Genomic DNA, 16,305 nt, shown 5'->3' with positions numbered 1-16,305 from the left:
GGAACGTGCTTACAGCGCCGGTGATGCAAGTCACCGGCGCTTTTTCATGGGCTATTCCATCGCAGAAGTCAGCGGCCGGTTCACCACCACATGCTTCATCACCAGCGTGGAAGTCATGCGCAGCACGCCCGGCAATTGCGTCAGGTGCTCATCGTACAGACGCTGATAGGCAGGCAAATCGCGCACCACCACCTGCAGCAGGTAGTCGGGGTCGCCAAACAGGCGCTGGGCCTGAATCACGTTGTCTAGCAAAGCCACGGCTTCCTCAAATGCGGGCACGGACTTGCTGTCCTTGAGCGTGACAAACACCAGCGAGGAAAAATCCAGCCCCAGCGCCGCCGAGTCCAGCTCGGCGCGGTAGCCGCGAATCACACCCGACTCTTCCAGCGCCCGCACACGGCGGTGGCAAGGCGAGAGGCTCAGGCCCACCTGCTCTGCCAGCTCGGTCACCGTCAGGCGGCCATCGTTCTCCAGCGCAGCAAGAATTTTTCTATCCAGCGAATTCATCAGGTGCTTTCTTCCACAGATCTGCATTTTCAGGGCGAATATTGGAAGCACATTCCCCTGAATTCTTCATATTCTCTCTGCATTGCTGCAGGAAAGAGAAGACTGTGTCATTCGCCGCCCTCACCGCCTTCTGGGCGGTTTCATTTTTGCTGGTTATCACCCCCGGGGCCGACTGGGCCTATGTGATTTCTGCGGGCCTGCGCGGTCGCCCCTTTGTGCTTCCCTCCGTGGTGGGTCTGGCCTGCGGTGCACTGCTGGCCACACTGGCCGTGGCGGCAGGCGTGGGTTCACTGGTGGAGCAGTACCCCATGCTGCTGACGCTGCTGACCATTGCTGGCGCCGCCTATCTGGCCTGGCTGGGTGTGGCCATGCTGCGCCATCCCTCTGTGGTCAGTGCCGAATCTGCCCATGCGCAGAGCATGCAGGAGCGGCCCTGGCGCTGGGCCGTCAAGGGAGCCAGCGTCAGCGGGCTCAACCCGAAGCTATTGCTGCTACTGCTGGCCCTGCTGCCCCAGTTTGTGCGCCCCGCCGCACCCTGGCCCGTGTTTGCGCAAATCATGGCGCTGGGCGCTGTGCATGCAGCCAGTTGCTGCTTTGTCTATTACGGCGTGGGCTGGAGTTCGCAAAGCGTGCTGAGATCGCGCCCCGCAGCCGCGCTGGCTGTGTCGCGCCTGTCCGGCACGCTGATGCTGTTGATTGCCGCCTTGCTGCTGGGCGATATCGCAGTTCAGCATCTGTAAAAAACAAAACGCCTGCGGCATAGCCACAGGCGTTCGAAACAAGCAGAACCCAACCCAGAGACAGCCAGCAAGGGCCTAGGCGGCCCCGCTGCCCCGTAGCGGTGTTGTCGTCCCCTTCCCGCACTGCAGAGCAAAGCGAGAGAGGGGGAAGGCGGGGCCGCCCAGGCGCAAAGCGCCTCAGGGGGTATCAGCCCTTCAGGGCGCCCAATACTTCATCCAGCATCTTCTTGGCATCACCAAACAGCATGCGGTTGTTTTCTTTGTAGAACAGCGGGTTGTCCACACCGGCGTAGCCCGATGCCATGGAACGCTTCATCACGATAGACGTTTTGGCCTTCCACACTTCCAGCACCGGCATGCCGGCGATGGGGCTGGTGGGGTCGTCCTGCGCAGCAGGGTTCACGATGTCGTTGGCGCCGATGACGATGGCGACATCGGTATCGGGGAAGTCGTCGTTAATCTCGTCCATCTCCATCACGATGTCGTAAGGCACCTTGGCTTCGGCCAGCAGCACGTTCATGTGGCCAGGCATGCGGCCCGCCACGGGGTGGATGGCAAAGCGCACCTGCACGCCCTTGTCACGCAGGGTGCGCGTGATTTCGTTGACTGTGTGCTGGGCCTGGGCCACGGCCATGCCGTAGCCGGGCACGATGATGACGCTCTTGGCATCGCGCAGCATCTCGGCCGTCTCAGCCGCGCTCACGGGCACGACTTCGCCTTGCGGTTCGGCCGCCGCTGCATCACCACTCTTTTTGGCTGGTGCGCCGGAGCCAAAGCCACCCGCAATCACGCTGATGAAGTTGCGGTTCATGGCGTTGCACATGATGTAGCTCAGGATGGCGCCGGACGAGCCCACCAGCGCACCGGTGACGATCAGCAAGTCATTGCCCAGCATGAAACCGGTGGCAGCAGCCGCCCAGCCGGAGTAGCTGTTGAGCATGGACACCACCACGGGCATGTCCGCACCGCCAATGGCCATGACCATGTGGATACCGAACAGCAGCGCGATCACCGTCATCACGATCAGGGGCAGCATGCCGTCGGCAATGGTTTCAGCACGCAAAAACTCGCGGCCAAACCAGATGACTACCAGCAATGCGACGAGGTTGAGCCAGTGGCGGCCGGGCAGCAGCAGCGGCTTGCCGCCGATCTTGCCGTTGAGCTTGCCAAAAGCGATCAGCGAGCCGGAGAAGGTGACGGCACCGATCAGAATGCCCACATAGATTTCCACCTCGTGAATGGCTTTTTCTGCGCCGCTCAGCTGAATGGAAGTATCCACATAGCTGGCAAAACCCACCAGGCAGGCCGCCAGACCGACCAGGCTGTGCATCAGCGCAACCAGCTCGGGCATCTGCGTCATCTTGACGACCTTGGCCGCATACAGGCCAATGCCGCCACCCACGACCAGCGCACCCACGATCCAGGCCATGCCGGTGGGGCCTACGCGCGGGCCGAACACGGTAGCGACCACGGCCAGCGCCATGCCGACCATGCCGAACAGATTGCCGCGGCGTGAGGTTTCAGGGTTGGACAGGCCACCCAGGCTGAGAATGAACAAAATAGCGGCGCCCAGGTAGGCCACCGTTGCGAGACTTTGGGACATGGTTGTTTCTCTCTTTTCTCGTTCTTCTTATTTCTGGAACATCGCCAGCATGCGACGGGTCACTGCGAATCCGCCAAACATATTGATAGCCGTCAGCACCACCGCAGCAAAGGCCAGCCAGCGAATCAGCTCATCAGGGCGACCCGTACCCACCGTGCCAGGCGGCGCAATCTGCACCAGCGCGCCAATGGCGATGATGGAGGAGATGGCGTTGGTCACGCTCATCAGCGGCGTGTGCAGCGCAGGCGTCACGTTCCACACCACCATGTAGCCGATGAAGCAGGCCAGCACGAAGACGGTGAAGTGGCCCAGGAAGGCCGCAGGCGCATAAGCACCGATGAACCAGAAGGCCACCGCTGCCACAGCGAAGATGATGGCTAGCGTCTTGGCGGGCAGCGGTCCGGAAGAGCCATGGCCGTGGCCGCCCTTTTTCTGCGCCACAGGCGCTTCGGCGGGCTTGGCAGCGGGCTTGGGCGCCTGCGCGATGGGCGGTGCGGGCCAGGTGATTTCACCGTTCTTCACCACCGTCAGGCCACGGATGGCGTCGTCTTCCATGTTCACCACAGCCACGCCGTCCTTGGCCTTGCACAGCTCTTCAGTCAGGCGCAGCAGGTTGTTGGCGTACAGGGTGGACGATTGCTTGGCCAGGCGTGATGCCAGATCGGTGTAGCCAATGATGGTGACGCCATGGCGCACCACGGCTTCGTTGGGCACGGTCAGCTCGCAGTTGCCGCCTTGCTCGGCCGCCATGTCCACGATCACGCTGCCGGGCTTCATGGATTCGACCATCTCCGCCGTAATCAGCTTGGGCGCGGGTTTGCCGGGGATCAGCGCGGTGGTGATGATGATGTCCACATCCTTGGCCTGCTGCGCGTACATCTGGCGCTGCGCAGCCTGAAAGCCCTCGCTCATCACCTTGGCGTAGCCGCCGCCGCCCGCGCCGTCCTCTTCGTAATCGACCTTGACGAATTCACCGCCCAGCGACACGACCTGATCGGCCACCTCAGCCCGCGTATCGTTGGCGCGCACAATGGCGCCCAGATTGGCTGCCGTGCCAATGGCCGACAGACCGGCCACGCCAGCGCCAGCGATAAACACCTTGGCCGGAGGCACCTTGCCTGCAGCCGTGATCTGGCCGTTGAAGTAACGGCCAAAGGCGTTGGCCGCCTCAATCACCGCGCGGTAGCCAGAGACACCGGCCATTGAGGTCAGTGCATCCATCTTCTGCGCACGTGAAAGCGTACGAGGCAGCGAATCAATGGCCAGCACCGTCACCTTCTTGGCGGCCAGTTGCTGCATCAGATCGGGGTTCTGCGCGGGCCAGATGAAGTCGATCAGCACCTGGCCTTCACGCATCAGCGCCACTTCTTCCGGGGTGGGCGGGCGCACCTTGAAGACGATATCCGCCGCAGCCCAGACGGCGGCGGCATCGGGCAGCACCTCGGCACCAGCGGCGCGGTAGCTGTCATCGCTGAAGTTGGCGGCTGCGCCCGCGCCGGATTCGATGCAGACGCTAAAGCCCAGCTTGATGAGCTTTTCAACCACTTCGGGCACGGTGGCCACGCGTTTTTCGAGCGGGAAGGTTTCCCGCAGCACGCCTATGCGCTGTGCACCACTGCTGGGCTGCACGGGTTGGGGGTTGCTGGACATGAGACAAGTCTCCTGGAGTTTAAAAATGGGTTCTCTCCAGGCCGACTCGCCCCCAGCCATTCCTCCTGCGGGAGGAAAGTGCTTCACACGGGCATTGGCACGGCCTGAACGATCTTGAAACTGTGTCGGGCCGCTTCCGATGAAGCGAATGCCCGCTGCCTTGCAGCACAAATACGTTGTAGCAGCCCGCACCAAAATGGGGCACTTGCATCTATGCTAGCTCAAATGGGGTATGACTCCAGAAACTGGGCGGGCATTTTTGATGCCTGAGCCTTGCCGTGTCATGCTTGCGGGGTTCGCGCCCCGCGAGACTACGCAAACGCCCAAAAAATACAAGTCACCCATGTTGCAATATCACACCGTCCCCGTTACCGCCTTCCAACAAAACTGCTCTCTGGTCTGGTGCGACCAGACCATGGATGCCGCCGTCATCGACCCCGGCGGCGATCTGGAGCAGATTGAATGGGAAGTCGAACGTCTGGGCCTGAATCTCAAGGCCATCTGGATTACCCACGCCCACATCGACCATGCTGGCGGCACCAGCGAACTGGCCGCCAAGTACGAGCTGCCCATCATCGGCCCGCATGAGGGCGACCAGTTCTGGATTGACGGCCTGCCCCAGCAGGGCGCGATGTTCAATTTTCCGCACTCCGACCCTTTTGTGCCCACCCGCTGGCTGCACGACGGCGATACAGTAACTATCGGCAAGGAAACGCTGAACGTGCGCCACTGCCCCGGCCACACGCCTGGCCATGTGGTGTTTCACGCGCCGCAGATTGACCGCGCCTTTGTGGGCGATGTGCTGTTTGCGGGCAGCATTGGCCGCACAGACTTCCCCCAGGGCAACCACCAGCAGCTGATTGACTCCATCGTGCAGCGCCTGTGGCCCATGGGCGATCAGACGGTGTTCATCCCCGGCCACGGGCCTGAGAGCAGCTTTGGCCGCGAGCGCAAGATGAACCCCTATGTCAGCGGCACCTGAGCTGCGCTCAGCTTAAAAAAGACTGAAGTCCCAGGCGGCAACAGATGTTGACACTTGCCTATTGCAGATTGCCTGCCGCCGTAGCAGCATGTGCCGCATCACACTGTTTGTGATGCCAACCCTCTGGGAGTGTCTTTATGCGCAATACATGGAAAGTCTTGCTGACTTCCGCCCTGGTCAGCGGGGCGTTTGCCAGCTTTGCCCAACCCCCTGCGGCTGCACCTGCCGCGGCAACTCCAGCGGCCAAAGCAGCACCCGCGCCCGCCGCTGCACCCGCAGCAGCAGCCATGCAGACCTTTGTGTGCAAGGACGGCACCAGCGTCAGCGCCGCCAGCTCTCAGGGCACTTGCAAAGGCCATAAAGGCATCGACAAAGACGCCACCGCCAAGCTGACCACCAGCCCCACACCCGCAGCAGCCCCCGCTGCCGCACCCGCAACTCCAGCCAAGCCTGCAGCAGCTGCAGCGCCCGCCGCCGGTGCAGCAGGTGCCGCCGCTGGCGGCCCCGGCCAGGTCTGGGTGAATGAGGAAACCAAGGTCTATCACTGCCAGGGCGACCGCTATTACGGCAAGACCAAGAGCGGCAAGTTCATGAGCGCAGCCGATGCCAAGGCAGCCGGTGCCCACGCCTCCAAGAGCAGCAAGAACTGCTCATAAAGCGCTACTCACAAAACCCGGCGCGCTTGCCTGCTTTTGCAGCAAGCGCGTTTTTATTTTTGCGGTAAAAACAACGTCTAACCTTGGTCCAGCAAACGCTGCCAGCTATCAATTCAATAGAGAGGTCGAAAAGAATGAGTGCAGTGGCAGGCGTGCTGATGTTGTTCGTAGGGCTGCTGATGCTCTGGGCCTTCTCCGCCGTGCTGATCTCCATACTCGCGGGCCTGACCACCAGCGCGCTGCTGTGGCTGGTGTTGAACCTGTGGCGGCGCAGACAGCTGAAAAAAGCACTGGCACAAAACCCCGCGCTGGATCTGGAGCAAGAGCTGCTGCAGCCACCAGCCTTGTTCTATCTGCTCTCTGCTCTGGTCATCTGGCTGGGCTGCATCGCCATGCTGGCGACGCTCATCCATCTGCCAGTGAGCATGTTCTCGGCCGAGCAACTTTCGCTGGGCATTGGCGCTGCATTCTGGGTTGCGCTGGGCACCCTGATCCGGCTGATTGGCAACCTCATCAGCGTGGGCCAGCAGCCCCAGGAGGCGGCCAACACCAAGGCCATCTGGTCACTGACAGCGTCGCTTCTGCCCATGCTCGCCATCGTCGTGCTGATCTTTTTTGCGCCCAACACTGCAGGCTGGATGGCCTGGCGCGAGGCGTGGCGCGGCTACCCCAGCACCCAGCTGCGCATGACTCTCAAGACTGATGACGAGGCAACCCGCGCTGCCGCACTGGCGCTGGTCGAGCCGCTGATGCAACAAGGCAGCCGCGTCATCAGCTACCACGCCCAATCACGCGGTGGCAGCAGCTATACCTTGCGGGCCGCCGTTCCCACCCGCTACCGCTTTCATGATGGTGCACTGGAAATTCAGCTTGCGGGCCTGATGCCCGAGATGCAGCTCAACCAGCATGTAGAAGCCATCAACATGGTGGCGCAAGGCGACATGCCCGACCCCATGCTGCTGGCCTATGCGCAATGCCAGCCCTCGCGCGAGAAACTGGCGAAAAGCCGCTTTCTGAGCCAGGGCCGCGATCTGATGGCGCAAATGCAAAGCTGCGTGCACACCAAGGCTTCCGCCATGCGCAGCATGATGGAGCAGCTCAAAGGCCAGCTGCAGCCCGTGCAGCTGGAAAGCAACTGGTTCAACCCCAAACAGAGCAACTGGCTCAAGCTGCAGGGCTGGAAAGCCTTAGAGCTGCCAGATGACGATGACGCTTTGTCCGAGCTGGACACATTGCGCTAACTGCATCAGCCGGGCTGCACATCCACCCACTGCCCCGGCTCCAGCCCTTCAATCGAATACGGGCCGACGGCCATACGCACCAGGCGCAGCGTGGGGTGGCCCACCGCCGCCGTCATGCGGCGCACCTGGCGGTTTTTGCCTTCGCGGATGATGAGTTCAATCCAGCAGTCGGGAATGTTCTGGCGCACACGAATCGGCGGGTTGCGCGGCCACATGGCGGGTTGCGGCGCTATCAGGCGCGCTCTGGCGGGCAGGGTCTTGCCATCGTTGAGCTCCACCCCGTCGCGCAGGCGCTGCAGCGCGGCCTCGTCGGGGATACCCTCCACCTGCACCCAGTAAGTTTTTTCCATCTTGTGGCGCGGGTCGGCAATGCGGGCCTGCAACTGGCCATCATTGGTCAGCAGCAGCAGGCCTTCGCTATCGGCATCCAGGCGGCCTGCCACATAGACTCCGGGCACATCAATCCAGTCTTTCAGGCCCTGCCATTTGCCCTCGGGCGTGAACTGACTCAGCACACCATAGGGCTTGTGAAAGCACAGCAGGCGCGACCGAGTCTTCGGCTTAAATCGATAAAGTGGAAATAATCCTGACATAAGCCCTGAGCTTACAAGGAAGTCAGTTTCATTATGATTGCGCAGGCTATCTTGGCAATGAAGAGTAGCCAAACTACTCAAAACAGCCGTCCAGTAGGATATTCAAATTAGAGTAATGCACTATTTTTATGGTACATTACAATTGCCGACTTTTAAAATCTATATCAATGCATAAAAGAGACTTCAGTTATTCTGCAGATAATTTCCGAGCAATATCAATATTATTTGTCATACTATCCCATTTAGTGAACTTATCACTACTTAATAATTCTTTGAATTTTTTCCTCACAGATGCTACGACTTGGTTTCTATTCATTTCTGGATATTTATTTTTTCAAGTAGAGTCGAATGAGAATTTTTCTTATTTTAAATATTTAAAGAAAAAAATTAAATTTGTCATCACTCCATACTTGATAATTTCCGCCCCCTGCATTTTAGCAGGCATCTATTTTCATCAGCCACAGATTTATGAAATTTCCACTGAAAAATACATAGCCTGGTCATTATTAGTAGGAGGCTTAGTAAATGGCCCCATGTGGTTTACTCCCATGATTGCGATTTTTTTCTTGGCATCCCCTGTTTTTCTCAATTTAACCCAAAAAAATACTTTAATATTATTATTAACAGCGGCAGCAGGAATTATTATTTCTATTTTTTCATCTAGACCAACACTCAATTCAAATCCCATATACTCTTTTATACATTTTTTTGGTTTTTATATGCTTGGCTTATTTTTTTTCAAAATAAGAAATGAAATTAAATCACTTTCAAAATCATTATCTACGCAAATAATAATTTCAGGAATATTATTATACGCAATAATTGCCTCATTTAATTCAGATTTTGACTTAAATGGAAAAGAATACATCCCTTTTTTTGAGGCTATAGGTTTACCAAATTCAACAACTTTAGGAAAACTCGTCCTTCTTATATCAATATTTGTTTTTTTGGAAAAATATTTCAATATCCCAAACAAGTATCTTCGATATATTTCCAGTATTAGTTTTGGATTGTTTTTTTTGCATGGAATTTTCATACGAATTTTTAATAAAAATATCGAAATTAATTTACAGAATCCTTTCTATTCAGCGCTCCTAGAATTTATATTCGTTTTTTTATCATCAATAATAACAATTGAATTTTCAAAGAAAATACTAAAACACAGGACAAGGTATGTCATCGGTTGCTAAATTAATCTTTTTTCTCTCTTTGCTATCAATAAATATTTCCACTCAAGCAAAGGATATTTTTATATTGGTTGTGGGAGAATCAATTTCTGCAAACTGCAATCAACATATATTTCAGCAGGTTCCCGGTGTCTATCAACTCAACAAAAATGGCATTCAGACACCTGCAAAAGATCCTTTCGATTGGAGTGATTGCTCACAAGGCTCAATGTGGATACCGCTTGGCGAAAAAATCATTCAAAATGGATTAGCGGATAATGTAACATTTATGCCTATTGGTGTAAAAGGAACTTCTGTAAGTGACTGGAAAGAAGGTGGCGCGGCCTTTGCAAAGCTTTCCAGCGCCATATCTATGACCAAAGAAAAATCTATAAATGTTGATTATTTATTCTGGCATCAAGGCTCGTCGGATGTAAATATTTCACCAATAACTTACAGAAAAAATTAAATTCTGTTCTAAAAAATTTGAAATTTAATTTACACCCTGAAAAAATAATAATCGCTCAGCACTCAAGGTGCGGCAATGCTTTCAGTGAGAAAATTTCCAGTGTACAAAAAATTATCTCCAATAATCATGGGTATCATTTCTTCACGGGACCAGACACCAACGCGTTAGGAGATGAATACAGATTTGATGGATGTCATTTAAATAAATCCGGGCAAGAAAAAATGGCTGAACTTTGGTTTGAATCCATGATAGAAGCAAACGAAATTCAACCGAAGTATGACCGTGAAATATTAATCAATTATTTCAGATAGAATAATATTTTCTACCCAAAAGAAGAGTCAATAGACCTCTTTCACGCAGTCCAGCCAGGCCTGCGCAGCGCGTGACAGGTAGCCGGGGCGCCACATCAGCGCCACATCCCAGGTGATTTCTGGATCGACCAGCGGGCGGCTACCCACACGTTCTGGGTCGTAGCGTGCGATGACATGCTCGAACATCACGGCCACACCCACATCGGCGGCGACCAGCTGGCCGATAAAGTCCCAATAGCGGCTTTGCAACTTGACCCTAGGTGAGAAGCCCGCAGCCTCACATTGCTGCAGCACATGTTCGTGCAGTGCAAAGTCGCTGGTGTAGAGCACAAAGGGCAGGTCGCGCAGATCGCTCCAGCGCATGGGCTGGTCTGTATTGCCCACGCGGTGAAGCGGCAGGACAACCCGGGTTTTCTGGCGTGCCACGGTGTAGCGCTCCAGCGCCGGATCGGGCTCCGAGAACAGGCCCAGCGCCATGTCCAGCTTGCCATCCTGAATCAGCTGGTACTGGGCGCGGGCGCCTTGCTCGTTGACCTGCAGGTTCACGCCCGGATAACGCTGCTGAAACAGCGCAATCACCGGCGCCATGTAGTGCCCCGTGGTGGGCATGATGCCCACAGACAGCTCGCCACGCGTGATGTTGTCCACCTCGGCCACCTGGCGGCGCAGCAGCTGCGCCTGCTCCAGGATGGCCATACCCTGGTCATAGACAACCTGCCCCGCATCGGTCAGCTGCACGCCCCGGCCTTCGCGCAGCAGCAGCGGGCCGCCAAATTCATCTTCCAGCGCCTTGACCATCTTGCTGATGGTGGGCTGGGTCACATGCAGGGTTTCCGCAGCGCGGGTAAAGCCGTTCTGGCGCACGACCTCGATGAAATAGCGCAGGGCACGCAGGTCCATTTCTATTCCTTAAATGAATCGAAAAAATGAAAATAATCCATTTTTAGAATATAAGTGAAAACCCTAGAATCAGGGCCATGTCATATTTTTCTGAAGTGCTTTCGCCCAAGGCTGCTGCGCTTCCTTCGCGCTGGAGTCAGGGTGCCAAAGTGGTGCTGCAGATTGCAGCGCTCAGCGCCATCTGGATCGTCATGGACGCGCTACGCCAGCATTTTGGCTGGAGCCTGCCCGCAGGCCTGACCGGCTTTGCACTGCTGGCTGCGGGCCTGTTTTCGGGGCTGGTCAAGGCCAGCTGGCTGCAGGCAGGCACCAACTGGCTGATGGCCGAGATGCTGCTGTTCTTCGTGCCCGCCATGCTGGTGGTGACCGAGTACCCCGACCTGATCCGCCAGCAAGGCCTGCGCATTCTGGTGGTGATTGTGGCCAGCACCGCCTGCGTGATGGCGGTCACGGCCCTGGCGGTGGACCGCGTCTACCGCTTTGAGCTGTCGCTGGCTCGCCGTAAAGCGCACGCCAGTACGGCAAAAGCCGCTGCGGACAAGGAGTGAGGCTGTCATGCTCTCCAATGAAATGATCGGGCTGCTGTCCTTTGTGGTCACCATTGCCTGCTACGCCGTCAACAAGCACCTGTACCGCCAGCACCCGCATGTGCTGCTGATGCCCATCATCGCCACGCCCGTGGTGCTGATTGCGCTGGCCCTGCTCACGCAGGTGAGCTACCCGCAGTACTACGCCCAGACGCACTGGCTGGTGTGGCTGCTGGGCCCCACCACCGTGGCCTTTGCGCTGCCGCTGCATGAGCACCGCAATTTGCTCAAAAAACACTGGATGTCCATCACCACCGGCGTCATCGCCGCCACTGTGGTGTCCATCAGCACCTCGGTGCTGTTTGCCCAGTGGTTTGGCCTGTCGCAAGACCTGGAAAAAGGCCTGGCCGTGCGCAGCATCACCACGCCATTCGCCATTGAGGCTGAAAAAGTGCTGGGCGGCCCTACCGACCTGGCCGCCCTCTTTGTGCTGCTGACCGGCGTTAGCGCCATGCTGCTGGGCCAGACCGTGCTGCGCTTTTTGCCCCGTATTCGCAGCAAACTGGCCACCGGCGCCAGCTGGGGCGGTGCCGCCCACGGCAGCGGCGTGGCCCGCGCCCGTCAGGCGGGCGAGGTGCAGGCAGTGATGGCCTCGCTGGTGATGCTGATTGCAGGTGCGCTGAATGTGCTGGCTGCGCCGTGGATTAAGACGCTGCTCTTCTGATTTGATAGTAGATAGCGCTTGATAGTTATGGGCTTCAAGCCTGTTTGATTCAAAACCTGTTCCATGAAAAAGAGCGACTCAAGGTCGCTCTTTTTCATAGGGTGCCAACGCTTTTAACCGCGCTGCATGCTGCCGGTCTTCAGATAGCGCTGGTGCCAGGCATAAGCTTCATCCAGCAGATGCGGCGTGTGCTTGCCCGGGGCATCGCGCAAAGCGCGTTCCAGGTAGTCGGTCATCTCGGCCTTGTAGTCGGGGTGCACGCACTTTTCAATGATGAGGCGGGCGCGTTGCACGGGGGCCAGGCCACGCAGGTCGGCCAGCCCTTGCTCGGTCACGATGACCTGCACATCGTGCTCGGTGTGGTCGACGTGGGACACCATGGGCACGATGCAGCTGATCTTGCCGCCCTTGGCCATGGAGGGCGTCATAAAGATGGACAGGTAAGCGTTGCGTGCAAAGTCGCCGCTGCCGCCAATGCCGTTCATGATGGACGAGCCCATGACGTGCGTGCTGTTGACGTTGCCGTACATATCGGCCTCGATCAGCGCGTTCATCGAGATCAGGCCCATGCGGCGGATCAGCTCGGGGTGGTTCGAGATTTCCTGCGGGCGCAGCATGATGCGCTGGCGGTAGTACTCGATATTGCCCAGAAACCGCTCCATGGCCGCAGGGCTGAGCGCCAGCGAGGTGGTTGAGACCGTATCGAGCTTGCCGGATTCCAGCATGTCCAGCATGCCGTCCTGCAGCACTTCGGTGTAGGCGGTCAGGTGCTCAAACGGGCCATCGTTCAGGCCGGCCAGCACGGCGTTGGCGATATTGCCCACGCCGGACTGCAGAGGCAGCAGCTCGGGCGGCAGGCGGCCAATCTTCACCTCTTGCTGCAGGAAGTCGATGATGTGCTGGGCAATGCGCTGCGAGTCTTGGTCGGGCGCGGTAAACGCGGCCAGCTTGTCGCGTTGCTGCGTGGGCACCACGGCGATGACCTTGCTCAGGTCGCAATGCAGATACGGGTCGCCAATGCGGTCAAACGGGTGCTCCATGGGGATGGGCTTGCGCTTGGGCGGCACGGCAGCGCCGTAGTAGATGTCGTGCATGCCTTCCAGCTCGGCGGGCTGGGCGCTGTTGACTTCCAGAATGATCTTGTCGGCCTGCTCCAGCCAGGTCTTGTTATTGCCCACCGAGGTCGATGGAATCAGGCGGCCGTCGGGCAGGATGCCTGCCACTTCGATCACCGCCACGTCCAGGTGGCCCAGAAAGCCAAACCACACGTACTGCGCGACGTGGGACAGGTGGATGTCCACGTACTGCATGCGCCCGTCGTTGATCTCTTTGCGCACCGTGGGGTCGCTCTGGTAGGGCAGGCGGCGCTCAATGCCGTGCACCTTGGCCAGCGCGCCATCCAGCTCGGGCGAGGTGGATGCGCCCGTCCACAGGCTGATGCGGAAGTTGCCGCCATTGGCGTTCTGTTCCTCAATGCGACGCGCCAGCGCCTGCGGCACGGACTTGGGGGCACCTGCGGGAGTGAAGCCGCTCATGCCCAGCGTCATGCCGGACTGGATGAGGCTGGCGGCCTGGTCGGCCGTCATGATGCGTTCGCGCAATGCGGTGCACAGCACGCGATCCGCGGGGGATGCCTGAGTGAAGGTGGTTTGCATGGAGGGTGTCTCGTCGAGCAGTGCCGCCTGTAAGGCAGCGTTTTTTTAGATTCAGTGCGTGCACCGCCATCGGTGCAAACCCGAAGTGGACCACGCTCACGACGCAGACTCCAGCGTACTTGACTAGTACAAACCCGGGTACCCATCCTTGCCAAACGAGGAATGTAACCAACGCATAGACTCTCAAATTGATAGCGCTTATCGCTTATATTTTCGACATTTCAAATATGTATCAATTAATTTTTTTGATAGATAAAACGATATGCGCTATCAAATTTGAATATTTTTAGATACGACAGAAACTTAGCAAGCATGCACTCAGCCCTCAGGGGCGGTCTGGGCTGACAGGGGAATTACAGCGCTTGCAGACACAATGCAGCATGGCCATGGATTTTTCTTTGTGGAAACAGCGCCTGACGCGCTGGAGCAAGCCCTTTCAACCCCTGATGGACGCCGTGCAGCTGTGGCTGCAGGCCGATGGTCTGCGCATGAGCGCGGCCATGTCCTTCTACGGCATGCTCAGTCTGGCTCCGCTGCTGCTGGCCGTGGTTGGCCTGCTGGGCTGGTGGATGGACCGCAGCTATGTGGAGTCCACGCTGATCGAGCAAGTGCAAGGCCTCGTCGGCGAGCGTGCTGCCCAGGTCATTCAAGGCGCACTGTCCAGCGCCAAAAGCTCGGGCGAAGGCTCGCTGGCCTCCATCCTCGGTCTGGTGATGATGCTCTCGGGCGCCACCGGCGTGTTTGTAGAGCTGCAGGCCTCGCTGGACAAGCTCTGGTCCATGGGAGAAGAGCCCGCGCCCCAGACCAAGGCCGCCTGGTGGGGCATGGCCATATCCCGCCTGCGGGGCTTGAGCTATGTGGCGGGCCTGGGCTTTTTGCTGCTGGTGTCCATGGTGCTGTCTACCGCCATCCAGATGGTCACCAAATGGGCCAATGATGAGCTGCAACTGGTGCCGCTGGGCCCGGTGATGGGCATCATCAACGAAAGCGTGTCTTTCGGCATCTCGGTGCTGCTGTTTCTGGGCCTGATGCGTATGGGCACCGGCCTCAAACCCACGCTGAAATACCTGCTGCTGGGCTCCGTCATGGGCGCCATTCTCTTTACCCTTGGCAAGCAGGCGCTGGCTTGGTACCTGTCCACCGCCGCCGTGGTCTCGGCCTATGGCGCAGCCGGCTCGCTGGTGGTGGTGCTGATGTGGTTTTACTTCACCTCTGCCGTTTTGCTGTTTGCGGCGGCCACCGCCAAGGCCTGCAGCCGCGCCGGGGTGAAATTTCACAAGCCTTTCATGCCGCGCCCCAAGACCGGCACACCAGCGCCTCAGAACCTTGGCACGCTGCCAGAACATGCCGGAGAAAACATATAAAAAGTGGCTAAAGCCTACTATTTATATGCACCAGCAGCTATCAATTTAGTCAAAAGTATTTCCCATGGATCGCCTGCTCACCATGCGCGTTTTCCAGTCCGTTGCGGACGAAGGCGGCTTTTCTGCAGCCGCCCGCAAACTGGATATGTCCGTGCCCACCGTCACCCGTCTGGTGGCCGATCTGGAGCAGCACCTGGGCACGCGCCTGATGCAGCGCACCACGCGCAGCGTGACGCTGACCGAAGCGGGTGAGGCCTATCTGCACCGGGTGCGCAGCATTCTGACCGACGTGGACGATGCGTTCTCCATGGCCCAGGCGCATACCGCCGAGCTGTCAGGGCTGGTGCGGGTGCTGATGCCACCAGTGTTTGCCGAGCATATTCTTGCGCCGCTGGTGGTCGAGTTTCACCAGCGCTATCCCAAGGTGGTGATCGAGGTCGTGGTCGAGTCCTCATCGGAAGCCGCATTGGGCGAATACGACATCACCTTTGTCAGCGCTGGCGAAGACTACGACGCCAATGTCATCGCCCGCCCCATCGTCAGCACCTACGGCATGGTCTGCGCCGCGCCCAGCTATCTGCAGCAGCACGGCACGCCCACCCATCCGCAAGACCTGCAGCAGCACCAGATGCTGCTGCGCAGCTACGCCTATGCCCGCGGCAATGTGCTGCGCCTGCGCCGCATCGACAACACCCTGCCCGAGGAGGAGGTGCACGTCACGCCCATGCTGGTAGCCAACCACACAGGCACCTTGCTGCGTGCCACGCTCGATGGTGCAGGCATCAGCACCCAGCCTTCAGACCTGATCTCTCGCCCCCTGTGCGAGGGCAAGCTGGTGCAGTTGCTGCCCGAGTGGACCACAGGCGTGTTCACGCTCTATGCCACCATGCCATCGCGGCAGTTCATGCCTGCGCGTGTGCGGGCGCTGCTGGATTTTCTGGCCGAAAACACCAACCGCAACGTCAGCAAACTGCTGCCGTTCGGCGTGCCGCCGGTGGCGCTCAAGACCTAGGGTCTGTTGAGATTTAGGCGGGGATCGCGTTGCAACCCGAAGGGAAGGACTCTGGCCGCACGCCACTCGTCGTTGCGATCCCGTTATGGGGATACATCGGGTGGACACCCGCACAGCGTCACGCGCCTGGATTGGCAAGCGGCCAGAATCCTTCGCGACCTCGCTCAATTCTCAACAGACCCTAGAGGCGGCCATGAAAAAAGCC

Annotated in this window: 16 protein-coding genes; 10 read left to right on the top strand and 6 right to left on the bottom strand. The window is 58.0% G+C overall.

The genetic code is table 11. The features are described from left to right. Positions 1–51: 51 nt before the first annotated feature. Positions 52–507 (bottom strand): Lrp/AsnC family transcriptional regulator, encoded by a 456-nt coding sequence (locus JDW18_RS01240; protein ID WP_218241975.1) that lies wholly within the window; start codon positions 505–507, stop codon positions 52–54. A gap of 104 nt (positions 508–611) precedes the next feature. Between JDW18_RS01240 and JDW18_RS01235 the strand changes: the two genes are divergently transcribed. Continuing rightward, positions 612–1,247, top strand: coding sequence for a LysE family translocator (locus JDW18_RS01235; RefSeq protein ID WP_218241974.1), 636 nt, complete (start codon positions 612–614; stop codon positions 1,245–1,247). Between the two features lie 187 nt (positions 1,248–1,434). On the opposite strand, the gene pntB is transcribed toward JDW18_RS01235, so the two are convergent. Both pntB and JDW18_RS01225 read right to left on the bottom strand, forming a co-directional pair. Continuing rightward, positions 1,435–2,850 carry a Re/Si-specific NAD(P)(+) transhydrogenase subunit beta gene (gene pntB, locus JDW18_RS01230; RefSeq protein WP_218241973.1) on the bottom strand — a complete coding sequence of 472 codons (1,416 nt, stop codon included), beginning with the start codon at positions 2,848–2,850 and terminating at the stop codon, positions 1,435–1,437. Positions 2,851–2,877: 27 nt separating this feature from the next. Next, the gene (locus JDW18_RS01225; RefSeq protein ID WP_218241972.1) at positions 2,878–4,500 is read right to left on the bottom strand and encodes a Re/Si-specific NAD(P)(+) transhydrogenase subunit alpha; all 1,623 of its coding nucleotides are present in this window, start codon (positions 4,498–4,500) and stop codon (positions 2,878–2,880) included. Between the two features lie 343 nt (positions 4,501–4,843). Between JDW18_RS01225 and JDW18_RS01220 the strand changes: the two genes are divergently transcribed. From JDW18_RS01220 to JDW18_RS01210, 3 genes are all read left to right on the top strand, one after another. Next, entirely contained in the window at positions 4,844–5,482 is a 639-nt protein-coding gene (locus JDW18_RS01220; RefSeq protein WP_218241971.1) for an MBL fold metallo-hydrolase, read from the top strand. A gap of 137 nt (positions 5,483–5,619) precedes the next feature. After that, positions 5,620–6,138: a hypothetical protein gene (locus JDW18_RS01215; protein WP_218241970.1), complete on the top strand. Its 519-nt coding sequence runs from the start codon at positions 5,620–5,622 to the stop codon at positions 6,136–6,138. Positions 6,139–6,272: 134 nt separating this feature from the next. Next, complete coding sequence (locus JDW18_RS01210; protein ID WP_218241969.1) at positions 6,273–7,379, top strand: 7TM-DISM domain-containing protein; 1,107 nt, start codon at positions 6,273–6,275, stop codon at positions 7,377–7,379. A 5-nt stretch (positions 7,380–7,384) separates the two neighbouring features. Here the strand turns inward: JDW18_RS01210 and JDW18_RS01205 are convergent, their stop codons facing one another. Beyond that, positions 7,385–7,972 (bottom strand): pseudouridine synthase, encoded by a 588-nt coding sequence (locus JDW18_RS01205; RefSeq protein WP_218241968.1) that lies wholly within the window; start codon positions 7,970–7,972, stop codon positions 7,385–7,387. Between the two features lie 128 nt (positions 7,973–8,100). Between JDW18_RS01205 and JDW18_RS22825 the strand changes: the two genes are divergently transcribed. Together JDW18_RS22825 and JDW18_RS01195 are read left to right on the top strand one after the other, a co-directional pair. Beyond that, positions 8,101–9,162, top strand: coding sequence for an acyltransferase family protein (locus JDW18_RS22825; protein WP_425514760.1), 1,062 nt, complete (start codon positions 8,101–8,103; stop codon positions 9,160–9,162). Then, the gene (locus tag JDW18_RS01195) at positions 9,146–9,607 is read left to right on the top strand and encodes a sialate O-acetylesterase (RefSeq protein WP_218241966.1); all 462 of its coding nucleotides are present in this window, start codon (positions 9,146–9,148) and stop codon (positions 9,605–9,607) included. The genes JDW18_RS22825 and JDW18_RS01195 overlap by 17 nt, the downstream gene beginning before the upstream one ends. 338 nt (positions 9,608–9,945) lie before the next feature. On the opposite strand, the gene JDW18_RS01190 is transcribed toward JDW18_RS01195, so the two are convergent. After that, complete coding sequence (locus tag JDW18_RS01190) at positions 9,946–10,818, bottom strand: LysR family transcriptional regulator (protein ID WP_218241965.1); 873 nt, start codon at positions 10,816–10,818, stop codon at positions 9,946–9,948. A gap of 77 nt (positions 10,819–10,895) precedes the next feature. Here JDW18_RS01190 and JDW18_RS01185 point away from each other — a divergent pair, with 77 nt between their 5' ends. Next, positions 10,896–11,366, top strand: a complete 471-nt coding sequence (locus JDW18_RS01185) for a CidA/LrgA family protein (protein WP_218241964.1) — start codon at positions 10,896–10,898, stop codon at positions 11,364–11,366. Positions 11,367–11,373: 7 nt separating this feature from the next. Then, complete coding sequence (locus JDW18_RS01180; protein WP_218241963.1) at positions 11,374–12,069, top strand: LrgB family protein; 696 nt, start codon at positions 11,374–11,376, stop codon at positions 12,067–12,069. A gap of 113 nt (positions 12,070–12,182) precedes the next feature. Here the strand turns inward: JDW18_RS01180 and scpC are convergent, their stop codons facing one another. Continuing rightward, positions 12,183–13,724: a succinyl-CoA:acetate CoA-transferase ScpC gene (gene scpC / locus JDW18_RS01175; protein WP_218241962.1), complete on the bottom strand. Its 1,542-nt coding sequence runs from the start codon at positions 13,722–13,724 to the stop codon at positions 12,183–12,185. A 380-nt stretch (positions 13,725–14,104) separates the two neighbouring features. Between scpC and JDW18_RS01170 the strand changes: the two genes are divergently transcribed. Both JDW18_RS01170 and JDW18_RS01165 read left to right on the top strand, forming a co-directional pair. Then, positions 14,105–15,088 carry a YihY/virulence factor BrkB family protein gene (locus JDW18_RS01170; RefSeq protein ID WP_218241961.1) on the top strand — a complete coding sequence of 328 codons (984 nt, stop codon included), beginning with the start codon at positions 14,105–14,107 and terminating at the stop codon, positions 15,086–15,088. Between the two features lie 64 nt (positions 15,089–15,152). Next, complete coding sequence (locus tag JDW18_RS01165; RefSeq protein ID WP_218241960.1) at positions 15,153–16,100, top strand: LysR family transcriptional regulator; 948 nt, start codon at positions 15,153–15,155, stop codon at positions 16,098–16,100. The last annotated feature ends 205 nt before the right edge of the window (positions 16,101–16,305 follow it).

Source organism: Comamonas fluminis (assembly GCF_019186805.1).
GTDB lineage: Bacteria > Pseudomonadota > Gammaproteobacteria > Burkholderiales > Burkholderiaceae_C > Comamonas > Comamonas fluminis.
Note: the sequence above shows the minus strand (reverse complement) of the source record. Positions and strands in the feature narration are given on the sequence as shown.

Coding starts and splice junctions, on each gene's coding strand:
- JDW18_RS01240 (WP_218241975.1), bottom strand. CDS start 507: ATGAATTCGCTGGATAGAAAAATTCTTGCTGCGCTGGAGAACGATGGC.
- pntB (WP_218241973.1), bottom strand. CDS start 2,850: ATGTCCCAAAGTCTCGCAACGGTGGCCTACCTGGGCGCCGCTATTTTG.
- JDW18_RS01225 (WP_218241972.1), bottom strand. CDS start 4,500: ATGTCCAGCAACCCCCAACCCGTGCAGCCCAGCAGTGGTGCACAGCGC.
- JDW18_RS01220 (WP_218241971.1), top strand. CDS start 4,844: ATGTTGCAATATCACACCGTCCCCGTTACCGCCTTCCAACAAAACTGC.
- JDW18_RS01215 (WP_218241970.1), top strand. CDS start 5,620: ATGCGCAATACATGGAAAGTCTTGCTGACTTCCGCCCTGGTCAGCGGG.
- JDW18_RS01210 (WP_218241969.1), top strand. CDS start 6,273: ATGAGTGCAGTGGCAGGCGTGCTGATGTTGTTCGTAGGGCTGCTGATG.
- JDW18_RS01205 (WP_218241968.1), bottom strand. CDS start 7,972: ATGTCAGGATTATTTCCACTTTATCGATTTAAGCCGAAGACTCGGTCG.
- JDW18_RS22825 (WP_425514760.1), top strand. CDS start 8,101: ATGGTACATTACAATTGCCGACTTTTAAAATCTATATCAATGCATAAA.
- JDW18_RS01195 (WP_218241966.1), top strand. CDS start 9,146: ATGTCATCGGTTGCTAAATTAATCTTTTTTCTCTCTTTGCTATCAATA.
- JDW18_RS01190 (WP_218241965.1), bottom strand. CDS start 10,818: ATGGACCTGCGTGCCCTGCGCTATTTCATCGAGGTCGTGCGCCAGAAC.
- JDW18_RS01185 (WP_218241964.1), top strand. CDS start 10,896: ATGTCATATTTTTCTGAAGTGCTTTCGCCCAAGGCTGCTGCGCTTCCT.
- JDW18_RS01180 (WP_218241963.1), top strand. CDS start 11,374: ATGCTCTCCAATGAAATGATCGGGCTGCTGTCCTTTGTGGTCACCATT.
- scpC (WP_218241962.1), bottom strand. CDS start 13,724: ATGCAAACCACCTTCACTCAGGCATCCCCCGCGGATCGCGTGCTGTGC.
- JDW18_RS01170 (WP_218241961.1), top strand. CDS start 14,105: ATGGCCATGGATTTTTCTTTGTGGAAACAGCGCCTGACGCGCTGGAGC.
- JDW18_RS01165 (WP_218241960.1), top strand. CDS start 15,153: ATGGATCGCCTGCTCACCATGCGCGTTTTCCAGTCCGTTGCGGACGAA.